This window comes from Acidovorax sp. DW039 (assembly GCF_037101375.1).
Lineage (GTDB): Bacteria > Pseudomonadota > Gammaproteobacteria > Burkholderiales > Burkholderiaceae_C > Acidovorax.
Window position 1 is genome coordinate 3,282,724 of the sequence record NZ_AP029019.1, and the last position, 16,306, is coordinate 3,299,029.

The window sequence follows — 16,306 nt, forward strand, 5'->3', positions numbered from 1 at the left end:
TTCTCGGCAATCAATGGTTCACAAGGGCGCAGCAGACGGGCGGGTGTGGCACCCGCCCAGGCTGTGGCTGCGTCAGTACTTGATCTGCGCCACAGCGCGCAGCTCGTCGGCCGTGGCGGTGCCGTAGCCAAAAAATTCCAGGTAAGCAGGAATCATCTCGAACAGCATGTCGGTGCCCACCTGCACGCCGCAGCCCTTGGCCAGCGCGGCCTGCAGCAGCGGGGTGTATTCGGTCTTCATCACCACCTCGCCCACCATGGCCCCGGCGTCGATGCGGTCCACATCAAAGGGCAGCGGGTCGCCCTCTTTCATGCCCAGCGGTGTGGCGTTCACCACCACATCAAAACCAGCCGGGTCGTTGGAGCCCGTCTGTACCACCAGTTGCGGGTAGTGGGCGCGCAGGCGTTCGGCCAGGCCCTCTGCGCTGGCGGCATAGGTGTCAAACAGGCTGAGTTGGGCCACGCCTTCTGCCGCCAGTGATGCCGCAATGGCCGAGCCCACGCCGCCCGCGCCCGACACAATGACCCGTGCCCCGCGCAGCGTGCGCCCCTTGCGCAGCAGGCCGCGCACAAAGCCCGCGCCATCAAACTGGTCGCCCAGCCAGGTGCCATCAGGCCGCAGCAGCAGTGCGTTGCAGGCCCCGGCAATGCGCGCCGTGGGTGTGATTTCATCGGCCAACGACAAGGTGGTGACCTTGTGCGGCATGGTCACCAACGCGCCTTTGAGGTTGGTAAAGCGCGAGAGCGCGGCCAGCGTGGCGGTGTAGTCCTCGGGCTTGACGCCCATGGGCACCACCACAGCATCAATGCCCTGCTTTTCAAACCAGGGGTTGTAGATCATGGGAGCCTTGAACGACTCCGTGGGGTAGCCCAGGTGGGCGATAAGTTGCGTTTTGCCGGAGATCATGCGGTTTGTGCTCCACGCTGTGCCGTTGCAGAGGCTGCGGCGGATGTTGCAGGGCCTGCGGTAGAAGCCTCTTGCGCGCCCAGCTTGCCCAACTGAGCCATGGGCACACGGTAGGTTTCCCGCGCGGTGAAGGCCGACAGGGCCGACACCACGGCAGCGGCAGTGGTGAACGCCGCCACCGGCATCCAGCCCGTGGGCCCATCACCCAAAATGGCGGCGCTGATGGATGGCGCAAAGCCGCCCAGCGCAAAGCCCAGCTGCGTGCCGATGGCCATGCCAGACAGGCGCACGCGGGTGTCAAACATCTCGCCATACATGGCGGGCCACACACCGTTGGCCGCGCTGTACACCACGCCCGACAGCAAAATGCCCAGCGCAAAAATCAGCGGAATGTTGGCCGTGCTCAGCGCCCACATGTAGGGCCAGATCAGCGCGGCAGAGCCCAGAGCGCCCAGGATGAACACCGGGCGGCGGCCCATGCGGTCAGACAGCGTGGCCCACAGCGGAATCGCGCCCAGCGCCACCACGTTGGCCAGCACCAGCACCGTCAGCATCGTGGCACGCGGAATATGCACGGTGTTGACCGCATACGACAGCGTGAAAACGCTGAAGATGGTGCTGACCACCGACACCAGCGCGGCAAACACCACGCGCAGCACCTGCGCCTTGTGCTGGGTAAACAGCTCTACCACCGGCAGCTTGGCCTTGCCCTTGGCCTGCGCGTCTTCTTCAAACGCGGGCGTCTCTGGCAAGGTGCGGCGCACCCAGAAGCCCACCGCCACCACCACCGCGCTCAGCATGAACGGAATGCGCCAGCCCCAGGCCAGGAGCTGATCCTCCGGCAAGGCAGAGATGGGAATGAACACCAGCGTGGCCAGGATGAGCCCTGCCTGCGTGCCCGACAGCGTGAAGCTGGTGAAGAAGGCGCGGCGATGTTCTGGCGCATGCTCCAGCGTCATCGAATTGGCCCCGGCCTGCTCGCCCGCCGCCGAGATGCCCTGCAGCAAACGCATCAGCACCAGCAGCACGGGTGCGGCAAAACCAATCTGGTCATACGTGGGCAGCAAGCCGATGGTGAAGGTGGACAACCCCATCAACAGCAGCGTGAGCGTGAGCACCTTCTTGCGCCCGAACTTGTCGCCAATGTGCCCCAGCAGCACCGCCCCCAGGGGCCGGGTGATGTAGGCCACACCAAACGTGGCAAACGCCGCCACGTTGGCCAGATGCGGGTTGACCGACGGGAAAAACAGCTTGCCAAACACCAGCGCCGCTGCCGTGCCGTAAATGAAAAAGTCGTAGTACTCGACAGCGCTACCGATCCAGCTGGCCAATGCGGCCTTGCGGGGGTTGTGACTGTTGGTGCCCGCCGCCGAGGCAGGCTTGGAAACTTGGGAAGTCATGCACATCCGGCGCAAGAAAGCGCACTGTTTTGTCAAAAGTGCATGAAATGTACGAACTAGTACGTTATTTATTGATTAGGGCAAACCCTAGAGGGTGTGACAGTGTCAGAAAGCCTGCGGGGTACGGTTGGGGTGCGACAAGCGTGGAGGACGCTCGGCCTCCATATGCTTCAGATTTGCAAACTGTGTGGAAACAATCCAGTTTGCGAGGAGAGGTTGCGCCGCAACTCAACTCTATTTCAGGGGGTACTGTTGGGACCCATGAGCCATGGTTCAGAAGAGCCCCCCGGAAGTCACCACTGACTTGCTACTGCGTACATTGGGAATTCAAGTGTCTGCCCACATCAAGCTATAGTTTGTTGACTTAATGTGTGCAGGGTTTCACGGCATTTTTATACCTGTGCGTTTGAACAGGTCACTCCTCGTAAACCCACGCTGCAAGCCGCCTGCAGGGGAGATCGGTGCTCAGAACATCCAACAGGCTTTGCGGTCAACATTACGTTCAGACTTAGATGACGCGCGCTCTTTTCATATTCTTCCTCATCCTGCTGTTTATGACTGGCTGCGAGAACGCCGACAGCCTGCGTATTGAGGAAACGCGTACGAAGCTAGTTGGCACTTGGCTCCGCGAAGACAATGTTGAGGGTGAGCAAGCTCGTCGTGTTCTTTCGTTGGGTGCTGACGGGAAGTTTGTCGATCGCATTCTCGTTACGTCACAAAACGGTAGGTCGGAACACCGAGAATATGCTGGCGAGTGGTCTTTCGATGGTACGAACCTCAAACGCCGTTTCTTGCAAGAGAACGGGCGCCAGTATTCCGGCGGAGGCATGCGTTACGCAACCTTTGCGCTAGTTTCCGTCAGCTCCTCCGAGTTCGTGGTTAATGACAATCTCGTCGGTCGTATGGTCAGTTATCGCAAGACGGCTGAGGGCACACAACCGTGAATTTCAGTCCCAACTTTACAGTCAACTAGATCGTCCACGGCGTCCAGTCACTTACACGTTGAACATCGTGAAATCCATTGGACGACTCACACTCCGCGATAGAGCTTTCGAAGTGAGGCTGGCCGAGATCAAGCGTCTTGGGGAGAACTGGTGTGTCGAGATCGAAACACACGACAAAGAGTTTGATGGAGAAAGTTGGGCACCCTACCTGTACCACCAAGGCCTGCATCTTTCCGCGAAAAACGCGGTTGAGCTTCAAGGGCAAGCTACTTCGTGGAAAGACGAAGCCGATGATCCCCATCCTGAGGAAGGAACCATGTATGTCTTCGGACATCACGACGTTCGCAACTGCAGGATTGTTTTCGGCAACATCGCTGATGGGCGCATCCAGTTCAGATGGGAGGGGCTATGCGACGTCTTCTGGGATGCAAATTTCGAGCAAGATGTCCCCTTCGTCTGCGACTGCCTTGGCCTCGTGGATGATGCTTAGAGCGGCTAACACGACCCAGCGAAGCGGCCCTGGCCAGGTGTTCCGTCGCAGGCAGTACATCAGGTACGACAAGACGAAACAACAACGCCAGGGGTTGTGTTAACCGCCCTGAACGCATCGCTCGTTACGAACACTCCGCGGCAGGTAGCCGCTTCGCAGCCTGGGCTGCACGCCACGCACCGCCAACGTTAAGCACCCGCTTGCACCAGTCACCACCACCGGCTTCTGGTCGATTGCGTACTGTCATCCCGATCATGCGCACGCCACCCACCCCCTGAACGCAAACCCCACATAAAACAACCGCACATCGCGGAACCCCGCCTCGCGCAAAGCTGCCTCATCCTCCTGCGGTGTCAGCACTGCCAACTCCGCCGCAATCTTGTCCCGCGCCCTGGCTGCATGCTCCGGCGGCACACCAGACGCCACCTGAAACGCCGCATAGCGTGACAGCCACAACCGGTCGCGCTCTCCTGCTCCACCGTCGCATGGCTTGGGTGCTGCCAAACCGCAAGATCGGCTAAGCACGCCCGCCCAGCCTGCGGCACACTCGGTTGTCATGCGCAGCAACCCCACCCGAGCCGAACACCAGTACCGCGAACGCGTGGCTCGCGTGGTGGCGCACATCGTGGCGAATCCGCTGCATGCGCATCGGCTGGATGACCTGGCAGCGTTGGCGCATTTTTCGCCATTCCACTTTCACCGCGTGTACTGCGCCGTGGCGGGCGAGAGCGTAGCGGCCACGGTGCGCCGTGTGCGGCTGACGCAGGCTGCACAGCTATTGGAGCAAGGCCAGTGCAGCGTGACCGAGGTGGCGCTGGCTGTGGGCTATGAAAGCCCTCAGGCCTTCACCCGCGCCTTCGGCCAGTTCACGGGGCAGTCGCCCCGCGCTTTTCAGCACGACATGCACCGCGTGGCATTGAAAGGGCGTGACAGCCATACAGACAGCAGCAGCGCCTACAGCCCCGCCATACTGGAAGTGACTTTGGTGGAGCGGCCTGCGCAGCATGTGCAGGCCCTGCGCCACGTGGGCCCACCTGCCACCATTGCGCATACCCAGCGGCAGCTGTACCTGCAACGCGGTGCCTGCGCCACAGCAAGGCTGGGCGCTGTGTTTGGAGACCCTGACGACCGCACAGGCTTTCGGTACTACGCTGCAGCCGCCGTTGCCAGCAATGCGCCACCTCCTGACTGCGGGCTGGAGATGCTGCATATTCCCGCCGGGCTTTACGCCCGCCACACCTTGCATGGGCCCTACACCCGCATCAATGCCGCGCTGGCAGCGTTGCATCGGCGCTGGCTCCCTGCCAGCGGCTACGAACCCGATGACCGACCAGTGCTGGAGCATTACCTCAACTCCCCCCGAGATGCGACGCTGGACGCGCTGCGTACCGATCTGCTCATTCCCATCCGGCCTGCGGGCCACAGTGCATGACTCTTCATCTTGTTCATTGGCAGCGCCAAACACAACGCCAACTCCAGTCCCAAATCCGCCGTCTGCTACTGGCCATTTGCGGCCTTGCAACCCTCGCATCCCATGCCGCAGGCATCCGTTTTATCGAGATACCTGCAGGCCCTGATGGCCCTGCGCTACAAGGCGCTGTGTGGTCGCCCTGCAAAGCTCCGGCAGAGCGCATGGTGTTGTCACCGTTGGTCATTGAGGGTACGCGCGACTGCCCTGTAGAAGGCACGCAACTGCCACTGGTGCTGGTATCGCACGGCTCGGGCGGTTCGGCCCTGGGGCACCACGACACCGCTACCGCGCTGGCAGATGCGGGCTTTGTGGTGGCGGCCATCCACCACCCTGGCGACAACTTTCGCGATCTGAGCCGTCAAGGGCATCTGTCGGCCTTTGCCACACGCCCAATCGACATGCGACGTCTGGCCGACTACATGCTGAGCACCTGGCCCCAGCATGCGCAACTGAACCCGATGCAGATCGGTCTGTTCGGCTTCTCTCGCGGGGGGTATACCGGCCTGGTGGCACTGGGTGCCCAACCCCGCTGGACACTGCGCCCCGACTTGTGCCCGGCCCGATCTTCCCTGCCCCTGTGCGCAGAAATCCAGCGCCACGAACTGCCCGCACCGCCTGCGGCAGACCCACGCATGCGGGCGGCGGTCATTGTGGACCCGCTGACGATGTTTGACGCCAAGGGGTTGGAGCCTGTCAATGCCCCAATCCAGCTCTGGGCCTCAGCCCACGGAGGAGACGGTGTGACCCTCGCAAGCGTGCAAGCCTTGCGCGATGACTTGCCACAGCCACCCGAGTGGCATGTGGCGGATGCCGGGCACTTTGCCTTTCTGGCCCCCTGCCCTCCAGCCTTGGTCCATGCAGCACCCGACATCTGCAGGGATGCGCCCAACTTTGACCGGGTGGTCTTTCATCAGTCGTTCAATACGCAGGTGGTGAACTTTCTGAAGCGGCATCTGGTGCAAGGGGCAGTTCCGGCAAAGTAAGAAGCTACGCACAACTTTTGAGAAACCGCACTAACGTCTCGCCGATGTGGGCGACACGCTTTAAGAACCTGTTCAAAGGCAAAGATCGTCTGGCCGAGAGTTTGCGGCCGCCGTGTGGAGGCACCTGCGCGACGGAAACTTCGACGCCCCTGCGCTTTAATGTTTAGCATACCGCCAGAGCCCCAAATACACCGTAGCTTGCTGCAAAACCAGCACCCGCAAAATTGCGTGCTCCAGCCGCATCCTTCTCACCGGAGAGCCCTTCATGACCAACGCCAACAACCCCACCATCCCCACCACCGCCCTGCAACTGCGCTCCCTCGTGCAGCCCGATGGCACGCTGCAGATCAGCCTGGAGCCCACACCCGTGCCCACACCGGGGCCAGACGAAGTGCTGATCCAGGTGCAGGCCACGCCCATCAACCCGTCAGACATTGGCCTGCTGCTGGGCCCTGCCGATCTGTCTACCGTGCAGGTCAGCGGCACGGCAGATCGGCCCGTGGCCACGGCCCGCATTCCTGAGCGCGCCATGCCCAACATGGCGGCACGCGTGGGCCAGAGCATGCCCGTGGGCAACGAAGGGGCGGGCCTGGTGGTGGCTGCCGGTGCATCGCCCGCCGCGCAGGCGCTGCTGGGGCGCACGGTGGCGGTGATTGGCGGAGCCATGTATTCGCAATACCGCGCCATGCCTGCTGCGCAGTGCCTGGTGCTGCCACCGGGCACCACGGCGGCAGAAGGTGCGTCGTGCTTTGTGAACCCGCTCACGGCCCTGAGCATGGTGGAGACGATGAAGCGGGAGGGCCACACCGCGTTGGTGCACACCGCTGCGGCCAGCAACCTGGGGCAGATGCTGCTGAAGATTTGCCAGAAAGATGGCGTGGGCTTGGTGAACATCGTGCGCAAGCCCGAGCAGGCAGCGCTGCTGCGCGGGCTGGGCGCGCAGTATGTGTGCGACAGCAGCGCGCCCACCTTCATGGCCGAGCTGACCGACGCGCTGGCCGCCACGGGCGCCACCATTGCGTTTGATGCCACGGGCGGCGGCACACTGGCCGGGCAGATCCTGCAGTGCATGGAGGCCGCCATCAACCGCAAGGCCCAGGAATACAGCCGCTACGGATCGGCCGTGCACAAACAGGTGTACCTGTACGGCCACCTGGACACCCGCCCCACCGAAGTGCACCGCACCTTTGGCATGGCCTGGGGCATGGGCGGGTGGCTGCTGTTCCCGTTTCTGCAAAAGATTGGCCCCGAGGCCACCCAGGCCTTGCGCGCACGCGTGGCAGCAGAGCTGAAGACCACCTTTGCCAGCCACTACGCACGCACCGTGTCGCTGGCGGGGGCGCTCAGTGCCGAAGCCATTGCGTTTTATGGCCCGCGCAATACCGGGGCCAAGGTGTTGATTGACCCATCACTGGATTGAGGCTGGGGCCGACTTCACAACACGGGCTCACCTTCAGCCCTTCCCCCGCTTGAGTTGAGCCTACTGGAGCCCGGTGCCGCGCTTCGACGGGCTCAGCTTGAACGATTGTCTAGGTGGCGCGCTCTGCCGCCTTCAAGCCGCGGCCGCTTGCACCCGCGCCAGCAATGCCTCGCGCGGCCCGAGCAGAGCATCGCCACCCACCAGCTGCAACACCCCGCTCTGCCCCGCAACCGCCAGTTGCGGCACGCCTTGGGCCCCCAGCAACTGCATGGTGGCGCGGGCGGCGGCCACGCGCTCCAGCAGGGCTGCGCGCAGGGTGTCGTCGGGCTCGCGCAGCCGGGCTGCGGCGGCCTGCAGGCCCAGGCTGTTCAGTACATCGGCAATCACGGCGGGATCGGCGTTGTCGCGGCCTTCCACATAGCGGGCGTGCTGCAGGGCGTGCAATGCGTCCAGTTCACGCTCAGGCGCGGTCTGGGCCACAGCAGTCAAGGCCAGCGTGGCGGGGCCGGAGTCAAAACGGCCATTCGCAGCCCCCAGGATGTGATCGCGGTAGGCCTGTGTGAAAGGCTGGCCGGTGAGCTGCTGGATGCGCTGGTCGTTGGCCCAGGCGTAGGCGGCAAATTGCGCGTCCATAGGGCGTGCGCCCGCACCTGCAAACAGGCCGGTGGGTGCAAGCACCACGTTGATACCGTCAACGCCCTGCAGGTACTGCAGCGCAGGCGCGGCGGCGTAGCACCACCCACACAGAGGGTCGAACAGATAAGTCACCGTGGCGGTGGGTGTGGAAGTCATGGGGCAAGGTCTTTCTTCAAAGGTGAGGCGGCGTGGAGGCAGACGGCGCTGCAGCAGGCGCTGTGGATGTAGCCAGAGCAGCCTCCAACGCTGCAATTTCTTCGGCCAGCGTGCCGCGACTGCGGAAGTGGCGAGCGGCGCGGTCGTACCAGTTTTCGGCGTCTTCCAGATCACCTTCCTGCAAATGCAGGATGCCGTGCAGCCATGCGCCGAGCAGCGAGCTGTCGTGCTGCACCAGATCGTGCGCCGCATTCCACCGCCCGGCGTGCAGGTGCTGCAGGACTTGTTGGAGCGGGTGCGTAGCGGTCACGATCTGGTTCCTTCGTTTTAACGGTTTGCTTTGGCGGCCCTTACCACTTCATCTCGCCCTTGTTCACCTTGGCACCGATGTCCAGCGACAGGCCCATGGGCGCTGCGGGGTAGGCCTTTTTCATCGCGTCGATGAGTTCGGCGCTGGTCTTGGTGGCGGCGGCATTCTTCTCAAACGCTTGCAGGTAGCCCTTGGTGTAGGTCACGTTGCTTGCGTCCAGCGCCGTGCCTGCGGGCATGTGGCCGGGCACCACCACGGTGGGCTGCAGGGCGGCCATTTCGTCGAGCTGGGCCACCCAGGCACTGCGCTCAGCCACGGTCTGGGTGTCAGCCGTCCACACATGCATGTTGGTGCCAAAGACGCCAATGTTGCCCACCACGGCCTTGATGGATGGAATCCAGGCGTAGGGGCGGTGTGCCAGCAGGCCCGTGGTGCCACGGATCTCCACCGTCTGGCCGTCCACGGTCAGCGTGTTGCCGCTGATGGCCTTGGGCAGCACGGGGGTGCGCGGTGCGTTCGCACCCATCTTGGGGCCCCAGAAAGCGATCTTGCCCGCCAGCTTGGCGTTGATCTTCTCCAGCACGGCGGGGGTGGTCACCACCTCGGCCTTGGGGAAGATTTCCTTGATGGTCTCCACGCCAAAGTAGTAGTCAGGGTCGGCCTGGCTCACGTAGATGGTCTTGAGTTCCTTGCCGCTGTCGAGCACGTTGGCGGCAATGCGCAACGCGTCGGCGCGGGTAAAGCCAGCGTCAATCACCATGGCTTCTTTTTCGCCATAGACCAGGGTGGAATTGACGTTGAAGCTGTTGCCATCTGCGTTGTAGACCTTGACTTGCAGTGGCTGCGCGGCGTGGGCACCAGCAAAGGCGATGGACAGCGTGGCGGCGATGAGGGTGGTGCGGAACATGGTGTTTTCTCCAAGGGGTGTTTGAACGATGGGAGAAAGTTTATTTGCGCCATTCGATCCAATAAACCCGATAATTTGCGCATATTTATTTCACCAATCGAACAAATAAGCAGCCTATGGACCGCCTGACCGCCATGCGCGTGTTTGCCGAAGTGGCCACCAGCGGCAGCTTCAGCGCCACCGCTGACAAGCTCGATATGTCACGCGCCATGGTCACGCGCTATGTGGCCGAGATGGAGCAGTGGCTGCAGGCTCGCCTGCTGCAGCGCACCACCCGCAGCGTGACGCTGACCGACGCGGGCGAGCTGGCGCTGCGCCGCTGCCAGCAGATGCTGGCGCTGACCACCGACCTGGAAGAAGAAACCGCCACCACCGCCGAAGGGGAGCTGCGCGGCCAGCTGCGGCTGACGTGCAGTGTGTCGTTTGCCTACGCCCAGCTGGGCGCGGCGATTGCCGACTTTCTGGCCCAGCACCCGCAGCTCAAGATCGACCTGGATGCGAGCGAAGGCTCGCTGAACCTGGTGGAGCGGCGCATTGACCTGGCCATTCGCATCAGCGCCGAACCGGACCCGATGCTGATTGGCCGCCCGCTGGCGCAGTGCGAATCGGTGCTGGTCGCATCGCCCGCCTATCTGGCGGCCCACGGCACACCGCAGCAGCCCGCAGACCTGGCCCAGCACCGCTGCCTGAGCTATGCCAACTTTGGCAAAAGCGTATGGCAGCTGTCGCGCGGCGATGTGGTGGAACGCGTGGGCGTGTCAGGCCACTTCAGCGCCAACGAGGCCACCACGCTGATGCGTGCAGCGCTGGCGGGTGGCGGCATTGCGCTACAGCCCACCTACCTCGTCAACCCGTACCTGCGCAGTGGCGAGTTGCAGGCCGTGCTGCCTGGGTGGGACCTGCCGGTGATGACGATTTATGCGCTGTACCCCTCGCGCAGGCACCTGTCACCCGCCGTGCGGGCGCTGCTGGATTTTCTCGTGCAGCGGTTTGAAGGGGTGCCGTGGTAACTGAGGATGTCCTGCATAACTCCCTGCGACCTCTGATAGCGCGGCCTCGGGCGGTCCGCTGCGTTGCTCTTCTTGCAAATAGCTCGGCTATTGGCAAGAAAAGACGCCTTGCGGCCCCTCCCGATCCGCACTACCACCGCCTCGCGAGGGTTATGCAGGACATCCCTCAATCTTCTGAAAAAACTGAATTGCTTCCGTTTTGATAGCTGCCAGCGCTTGAATATCAAGCGCTGGAGCCATTTTTTACTGATACCCACCACATCCAGACAGAGGACTGCACAGCCCCCGCCTGGATGAGGCCGTTCACCCTCAAGGATCAGGGCAACACCACCGTCGCCTTTGCCCGCGCAATCTGCGCATCTGCATCACGCTGCAGCAGAAGGCGCTGGGCGACCAGCTCTTGTGCGGCCTGGGTCACGGCAGCCACATAGCCTTCCTGCGTGCCATACAACTCTTCCAACGACGGCCGCGCATCGCCCGCCGCCAGCCGCGCTGCACGCGTCTTGTGGAAGGGGATGAAGCTGCCCGTAAGGTTGGCCAGATCGGTAATGCCGGGCGTGGCCACGTAGTTGAACTCGATGCTGGTGCCCAGCGGTGCACGCGCTTCCACGCTGCGGATACCCGCACGCGTCAGGCCTGTGCTGGCATCGACCTGCGGCACGAGGATGGCGTAGTCGCGGCCCAGGTTGCGCGGGGGCAGCACGGTGGCGATGCCTGCCTCGTCCTGCGGGATGTACTGCGGTCCAAAGTCGAACAGCGAGAAGTTGTTGTACAGGCCCCGGTAGCTGAAGTCGGGGATCGCGGTCTGCACACCATTCACCGCCCAGGTCAGCCCCTTCATGGCCGGAAAGCTCAGCGCCTCGGGCCGCACCAGCGTGCCGTCCGCCAGCTTGGGCACCTGGCTGGCGGGCGGCTGCGTGCCGCGCACCACCCAGTCTTCCAGGGTGAGGAACAGCGCACGGAAGGTGTCGTTGAAGTGCACCACCGTGCCTGTAGGGTATGTGGCGCGGGTGGGCGCATAGGCAATGCTGGCCGTGCCCCCTGCCCCGCCGTGCTGGGTGCAGGCGTAGTAGTAGATGCGGGCGTTGTCGGGCTGCACCAGGTCCTTGGTGCCGTTGGCGTCCGTCAGCACGGGCGAGCCTTGCAGCTGCCAGAATTCCGTGCCCGACAGGCCCAGGAAGAACTTGGGGCAGGTGTTGGTGGCGGCGCAGCGCTTCATCACACCGCCTTGGCGGCCGCTGATGTCGTCTATGTAGTCTTTGTCCAGCCCACGGGGCGCCGTCTGGCCAAAGGCGGTGTGGTCGGTGCGCAAACCACCGCCGCCGCCGGGCACGGCAAAGCGGGTGTTGATGTTGGTCTGGCGCGCGGCGACGTGGGCGTACATGCCGTCAAACACCTTGCCGCCATCCAGCGCCTGGTTAAAGCCCAGGTGCAGGAAGGTCTTCATGGCGTTGCCCGACTGCGAGGTGCCCTGCCCCAGCGTGTATTGGATGCGGCCCGCCACCGGGTTGGCCGTGCCAGTGGAGTCGGCCGCCTTGCTGCGGAAGAAGCTCACCGTGTCGCGCAACGCGGCCAAGCCCACACCCATCACCTTCGGGTCTTTGGCGACGTAGACCAGCTCGTACAGATAAGCCGGGTCGAACCCGCCCTTCAGGCACACGCTGGTGGCGCTGGCCGTGCCGGGGAAAGCGTTGGTACCCGTGGCATCGCAGGTGGCGAACTTCCAGTCAGACGCAGGAATGGTGACGCGTGCATCTGTCTCGTTGGCGCGGCGCGTGAGTGAATAGCCGGGCTGGGTATTGTCCAGGCTGGCGGGTTCGTACGGAATCATCGTGCCGTTGAACACGCCGCCGGGCAGCGTCATGGCAGAGCTGGCGGCGGTGGGCGCCAGCTCGGCGCGGTAGGGGCCGGTGATGCTGCTGCCGTCCTTGTTCTTGGCCACGGGCACGGTGACCGTCAGGCGCGCGGCGCTGCTCTTGGGCACATCGCCCTGCCAAGCCGAATACAGCATCACGTAGCCGCGCTCCAGGTACACCGCATCGCTGGGTGTGGCCGTGGGGTTGAGCAGGGTGAGGATGTTGCCGCGGTTGGGTGCGTCGTAACGCAGCACACCACTCGCCTTCGCCATGTTTTTGGGCTTGAGCATGACGAACTCGGCCTTGTACTCGACCATGCCGTTGGCGTTGGTGGGGGCCAGGGCCAAGTCCTGGATCACGGCGTTCTTGGGGTCGGCCGGGTCGACCTCGCCGCTGAGCGTGCCTTTGACGGTTTCGTACTCGCCCACGTCGCCATAGGTGCCGGGGAACGCCTCGGTAGATGCGATCTCCAGCTTGAAGGCTGGGGCTTTGGTGGCGGTGGAATCGCTGCCGCCACATGCAGCCAAGGCTGCCGTGGCGATGGCCGTGAAGGCCAGTTGGCCAAATGCATGAAGGTGCTTCATGTTGTCTCCTGGGGTTGGATGGATATCGCCGTAAGGGATCCTCTGCACAAATCGCCGCGCCGTGTGCATCTGCGGACTCGGGCGGTCTGCTGCGTTGCAAATGCTCGCAATAGCTACGGCTATTGCTGCGCTTTGCGCCTTGCAGCCCATCCCGATCCGCAGTTCACACTTTCCGCTCGATTCGTGCAGAGAATCCCAAGGGCGAGTTCTCTCTACGCAAAAGCGGCAGCGTCTGTTGCGCTGCTCGTCGCTCACGTGGGGTTGCGCCGGGGCGCGGCCGTTGCCTGCGGGCAAAGCTCCGCCTGCACCGGCGGGCGGGCCGGTGGCATGGCAACAGCACTAAGAACCTGTTCTAAGAAAAAAGGCCTGAGGAATCCCTCAGGCCTTGCGTTTATTCCGCTTCAATCCCGGCGGCTTTGATGACCTTGCCCCACTTCAGGGTCTCGGCGGCCTGGAACTTGGCCAGGTCTGCGGGCGTGGTCGTCCAGGCCTCAGAGCCGGACATGTCGAAGAACGACTTGGCCGTGGCGCTCTTGGTGGCGTGCTGCATCAGCTCGTTGAGGCGGTTGACCACGGCAGCGGGCGTGCCTGCAGGGGCGTAGGCGGCAAACCAGTAACCCATGTCGTAGCCCTTGACGCCCGCTTCCTCAATGGTGGGCACATCCGGCAACTGTGCGCTGCGTTTTTGCGTGGAATAGCCCAGCGCCCGCAGCTTGCCAGCGGTGATTTGCGGCATGCCGGTAGAGGTATCGGTGATCATCAGGTCGATCTGCCCGGCCAGCAGGTCGGTGATGGCAAAGGGGTTACTCTTGTACGGCACATGCAGTATGTCCACGCCCGCGAGCTGCTTGAACATTTCGCCCGCCACGCGGCTCGATGCACTGCCGCTACCAAAGGTCAGCTTGCCGGGGTTCTTCTTGGCAAAGGCCACGAGGTCGCCCACGCTCTTGTGCGGCGATGCGGGGTTGACCACCAGCACCTGTCCACCCTTGCCCAGGCCGGTGATGGGCGCGAAGTCTTTCACCGGGTCGTAAGAGAGTTTTTTGTACAGGTGCTCGTTGGCGGCGTGGGTGGTGTTGGTGGTGATGAGGATGGTGTAGCCATCAGGCGCGGCCTTGGCCACCGCGGCGGCGGCGATCATGCCGCTGGCACCGGCCTTGTTGTCCACCACCACGGCCTGCTTGGTGTCGTTGGTGATGGACTGGCCGATGGCACGGGCCAGCTGGTCGGTAGCGCTGCCTGCGGCAAACGGCACCACAAAGGTGATGGGCTTGGCCGGAAAGGTTTGGGCAGCGGCGGGCGCGGCGATGGACAGGGCCATCAGGGCACCGGCAGCGGCAGTCAGCGCGTGGCGTCGGTTCAAGGCAAAGCGGTTAGCGGGCATGTTGTCTCCTTCTGTTCTATGGGTCATGTCAAACGAAAGCGGGGGCGACCCACACACGGTCACTCAGCGGGTCCAGCCAGGTAGTCGGCCAGCGCAGTGGGCACCTGCACGGGCAGCGACAGCAGCCAATAGCTCAGCGTCTTGCCGTGGCTGTCGAGGTTGAGGGCGTCGTTCACGCCGCCGTCCAGCACGTCGTCCAGCACCAGGTTCATGGCGTGTAGCTGGGGCAGCAGGTAGCGGGCCACGCGGCTGGGTTGGCGGGCGGCAAAGTGGCGGGCCATGGCCTCTTCGGTCACTTGCTGCACCAGCACATCCCACAGCGCGGGGTGCCAGGCAATGACGCTGAGGTTGGAGCGGTTGCCCTTGTCACCCGTGCGGCTGTGGGCCAGGCGGTAGAGAGGCACGGTGAGCATGGCAGTGGCCTCGGCAGTGCGCGTGTCGGTCATTGCAGGCCCCCTTCATTCCACATCTGGTAGCCGGTGACCACGGCACTGCGCGGCACTACGCATGACACGGTGCCCAGACGCGGGCGCATGGCGGTGCGCACACCGCCGCCGCCTGCGGGGCCGCAGGTGTAGAGGGCTGTCACCTCGCGCACCAGGCGCTGGGCGCTGGCGTGGTCGCGGTGCTGCAGGGCCACACGCAGGCGCACGTCGCGGGCTTCGTCCAGGCGCGCAGCAGGCGCATCCAGCCAGGTGCTGGCGTCGTCGCCCAACACGCTGGTCACGCCAATCAGGTCCACACGCACCAGGCCCAGGCCCTGCAGCCGCTCGCGCAGCACCTGGCCCGCCAGGCGGGCGCGGGCCTCGGCGCGGGGGCCTGCGTAAGAGATTTCGCCTTCGGCAAACCAGCCAGATTCAAAGCACACATTCACTTTGAGCGTAGGCGGCTGCGGGTGGCCGCGCACGCCTTCCAGCCGCACCGCATCGGGCCCCACGGGCAGCACCTGCGCGGCGGTGATGTCGGCCACCACATCAGGGGTCAGGTAGGCCGCTGGGTCGTGCAGTTCGTACAGCAGCTGCTCTTTCACCGTGCGCTCGTTGATGCAGCCGCCGGTGCCTGCGGGCTTGGTGATGGTGCAGTGGCCGTCGGGGTCGATCTCGGCAATGGGGTAGCCCAGCGTGGCCAGGCCGGGCACGTCTTTGTAGCCAGGGTCGGCAAAGTAGCCGCCGGTGACTTGCGCGCCGCATTCGAGCAAATGGCCTGCCATGGTGGCGCGGGCCAGGCGGTCCCAGTCGTCGGCCGCCCAGCCGTAGTGCGCCATGGCCGGGCCCAGCACCAGGGATGGGTCGGCCACACGGCCGCAAACCACGATGTCGGCCCCGGCGCGCAACGCATCGGCAATGGCCTGCGCGCCGATGTAGGCATTGGCGCTGACGATGGGCTCAGTGGGCATGGCGGGGCCCAGGGCACGTTCCAGCAGCGCCCGGTGGTGGGGGCCGCTCAGGTCGTCGCCCTGCACCACCGCAATGCGGGGTGCGCGCAGGCCCAGCTCGGCCGCCAGCTGGTGAATGCGCCGCGCCGCGCCCGCAGGGTTGGCCGCGCCAAAGTTGCTGACAATGCGCACGCCGTGCGCCAGGCAGTCGGCCAGCACGGGCTGCAGCAGGTCCACCAGCAGCGGCTCGTAGCCCGCATCAGGCTGGGTACGACGTGCCAGCTGGGCCAGCGCCAGGGTGCGCTCGGCCAAGGTTTCAAAAATCAGCACGGCCGGTTGGCCGCTGGCGATGAGGGCCTGCACCACGGGCGCGGCGGCATCGGTGCGGTCGCCCGAAAAGCCTGCCGCGCAGCCAATGCGCAGGTGGGGAATGTGTTGTGACATCAGTCGCTGTCTCCTGCGGTGCAATGTAAG

Annotated in this window: 16 protein-coding genes; 6 read left to right on the plus strand and 10 right to left on the minus strand. The window is 64.1% G+C overall.

Features of this window, described 5'->3' with window-relative positions:
- Positions 1-72: 72 nt before the first annotated feature.
- Both AACH87_RS14685 and AACH87_RS14690 read right to left on the minus strand, forming a co-directional pair.
- Complete coding sequence (locus tag AACH87_RS14685; protein WP_338795218.1) at positions 73-906, minus strand: shikimate dehydrogenase; 834 nt, start codon at positions 904-906, stop codon at positions 73-75.
- Complete coding sequence (locus AACH87_RS14690; RefSeq protein WP_338795219.1) at positions 903-2,306, minus strand: MFS transporter; 1,404 nt, start codon at positions 2,304-2,306, stop codon at positions 903-905. The genes AACH87_RS14685 and AACH87_RS14690 overlap by 4 nt, the downstream gene beginning before the upstream one ends.
- A gap of 512 nt (positions 2,307-2,818) precedes the next feature.
- Between AACH87_RS14690 and AACH87_RS14695 the strand changes: the two genes are divergently transcribed.
- Both AACH87_RS14695 and AACH87_RS14700 read left to right on the plus strand, forming a co-directional pair.
- Positions 2,819-3,250: a hypothetical protein gene (locus tag AACH87_RS14695; RefSeq protein WP_338795220.1), complete on the plus strand. Its 432-nt coding sequence runs from the start codon at positions 2,819-2,821 to the stop codon at positions 3,248-3,250.
- Between the two features lie 58 nt (positions 3,251-3,308).
- Positions 3,309-3,740, plus strand: coding sequence for a hypothetical protein (locus AACH87_RS14700; protein ID WP_338795221.1), 432 nt, complete (start codon positions 3,309-3,311; stop codon positions 3,738-3,740).
- A gap of 252 nt (positions 3,741-3,992) precedes the next feature.
- Here the strand turns inward: AACH87_RS14700 and AACH87_RS14705 are convergent, their stop codons facing one another.
- Positions 3,993-4,298 (minus strand): hypothetical protein, encoded by a 306-nt coding sequence (locus AACH87_RS14705; protein ID WP_338795222.1) that lies wholly within the window; start codon positions 4,296-4,298, stop codon positions 3,993-3,995.
- Here AACH87_RS14705 and AACH87_RS14710 point away from each other — a divergent pair.
- The 3 genes from AACH87_RS14710 to AACH87_RS14720 all read left to right on the plus strand — a co-directional run bounded on the left by AACH87_RS14710 (position 4,297) and on the right by AACH87_RS14720 (position 7,614).
- Positions 4,297-5,172, plus strand: coding sequence for a GyrI-like domain-containing protein (locus AACH87_RS14710; protein ID WP_338795223.1), 876 nt, complete (start codon positions 4,297-4,299; stop codon positions 5,170-5,172). The two genes, AACH87_RS14705 and AACH87_RS14710, sit on opposite strands and share 2 nt — an antisense overlap.
- A complete protein-coding gene (locus AACH87_RS14715; RefSeq protein ID WP_338795224.1) occupies positions 5,169-6,194 on the plus strand; it encodes a dienelactone hydrolase in 1,026 nt (341 codons plus the stop codon). The genes AACH87_RS14710 and AACH87_RS14715 overlap by 4 nt, the downstream gene beginning before the upstream one ends.
- A 265-nt stretch (positions 6,195-6,459) precedes the next feature.
- Positions 6,460-7,614: a zinc-binding dehydrogenase gene (locus AACH87_RS14720; protein WP_338795227.1), complete on the plus strand. Its 1,155-nt coding sequence runs from the start codon at positions 6,460-6,462 to the stop codon at positions 7,612-7,614.
- 132 nt (positions 7,615-7,746) lie between these two features.
- On the opposite strand, the gene AACH87_RS14725 is transcribed toward AACH87_RS14720, so the two are convergent.
- The 3 genes from AACH87_RS14725 to AACH87_RS14735 are packed head-to-tail and all read right to left on the minus strand — an operon-like array spanning position 7,747 to position 9,623.
- Entirely contained in the window at positions 7,747-8,406 is a 660-nt protein-coding gene (locus AACH87_RS14725) for a DsbA family protein (protein ID WP_338795228.1), read from the minus strand.
- A gap of 16 nt (positions 8,407-8,422) precedes the next feature.
- Positions 8,423-8,716: a hypothetical protein gene (locus tag AACH87_RS14730; protein ID WP_338795229.1), complete on the minus strand. Its 294-nt coding sequence runs from the start codon at positions 8,714-8,716 to the stop codon at positions 8,423-8,425.
- Positions 8,717-8,756: 40 nt separating this feature from the next.
- Complete coding sequence (locus AACH87_RS14735) at positions 8,757-9,623, minus strand: MBL fold metallo-hydrolase (RefSeq protein WP_338795230.1); 867 nt, start codon at positions 9,621-9,623, stop codon at positions 8,757-8,759.
- Between the two features lie 116 nt (positions 9,624-9,739).
- Here AACH87_RS14735 and AACH87_RS14740 point away from each other — a divergent pair, with 116 nt between their 5' ends.
- Entirely contained in the window at positions 9,740-10,633 is an 894-nt protein-coding gene (locus AACH87_RS14740) for a LysR family transcriptional regulator (RefSeq protein WP_338795231.1), read from the plus strand.
- A 316-nt stretch (positions 10,634-10,949) separates the two neighbouring features.
- Here AACH87_RS14740 and AACH87_RS14745 read toward each other — a convergent pair whose 3' ends face one another.
- From AACH87_RS14745 to AACH87_RS14760, 4 genes are all read right to left on the minus strand, one after another.
- Positions 10,950-13,073, minus strand: a complete 2,124-nt coding sequence (locus AACH87_RS14745; protein ID WP_338795232.1) for an alpha/beta hydrolase domain-containing protein — start codon at positions 13,071-13,073, stop codon at positions 10,950-10,952.
- 391 nt (positions 13,074-13,464) lie between these two features.
- Complete coding sequence (locus AACH87_RS14750; protein ID WP_338798974.1) at positions 13,465-14,394, minus strand: tripartite tricarboxylate transporter substrate binding protein; 930 nt, start codon at positions 14,392-14,394, stop codon at positions 13,465-13,467.
- A 122-nt stretch (positions 14,395-14,516) separates the two neighbouring features.
- On the minus strand, positions 14,517-14,903 hold the full coding sequence (locus AACH87_RS14755; RefSeq protein WP_338795233.1) for a hypothetical protein: 387 nt from the start codon (positions 14,901-14,903) through the stop codon (positions 14,517-14,519).
- Positions 14,900-16,276, minus strand: a complete 1,377-nt coding sequence (locus AACH87_RS14760) for an acyclic terpene utilization AtuA family protein (protein ID WP_338795234.1) — start codon at positions 16,274-16,276, stop codon at positions 14,900-14,902. The genes AACH87_RS14755 and AACH87_RS14760 overlap by 4 nt, the downstream gene beginning before the upstream one ends.
- Positions 16,277-16,306: the final 30 nt, after the last annotated feature.

Coding starts and splice junctions, on each gene's coding strand:
- AACH87_RS14710 (WP_338795223.1), top strand. CDS start 4,297: ATGCGCAGCAACCCCACCCGAGCCGAACACCAGTACCGCGAACGCGTG.
- AACH87_RS14695 (WP_338795220.1), top strand. CDS start 2,819: ATGACGCGCGCTCTTTTCATATTCTTCCTCATCCTGCTGTTTATGACT.
- AACH87_RS14760 (WP_338795234.1), bottom strand. CDS start 16,276: ATGTCACAACACATTCCCCACCTGCGCATTGGCTGCGCGGCAGGCTTT.
- AACH87_RS14705 (WP_338795222.1), bottom strand. CDS start 4,298: ATGACAACCGAGTGTGCCGCAGGCTGGGCGGGCGTGCTTAGCCGATCT.
- AACH87_RS14745 (WP_338795232.1), bottom strand. CDS start 13,073: ATGAAGCACCTTCATGCATTTGGCCAACTGGCCTTCACGGCCATCGCC.
- AACH87_RS14750 (WP_338798974.1), bottom strand. CDS start 14,394: ATGGCCCTGTCCATCGCCGCGCCCGCCGCTGCCCAAACCTTTCCGGCC.
- AACH87_RS14755 (WP_338795233.1), bottom strand. CDS start 14,903: ATGACCGACACGCGCACTGCCGAGGCCACTGCCATGCTCACCGTGCCT.
- AACH87_RS14735 (WP_338795230.1), bottom strand. CDS start 9,623: ATGTTCCGCACCACCCTCATCGCCGCCACGCTGTCCATCGCCTTTGCT.
- AACH87_RS14715 (WP_338795224.1), top strand. CDS start 5,169: ATGACTCTTCATCTTGTTCATTGGCAGCGCCAAACACAACGCCAACTC.
- AACH87_RS14740 (WP_338795231.1), top strand. CDS start 9,740: ATGGACCGCCTGACCGCCATGCGCGTGTTTGCCGAAGTGGCCACCAGC.
- AACH87_RS14720 (WP_338795227.1), top strand. CDS start 6,460: ATGACCAACGCCAACAACCCCACCATCCCCACCACCGCCCTGCAACTG.
- AACH87_RS14725 (WP_338795228.1), bottom strand. CDS start 8,406: ATGACTTCCACACCCACCGCCACGGTGACTTATCTGTTCGACCCTCTG.
- AACH87_RS14690 (WP_338795219.1), bottom strand. CDS start 2,306: ATGACTTCCCAAGTTTCCAAGCCTGCCTCGGCGGCGGGCACCAACAGT.
- AACH87_RS14685 (WP_338795218.1), bottom strand. CDS start 906: ATGATCTCCGGCAAAACGCAACTTATCGCCCACCTGGGCTACCCCACG.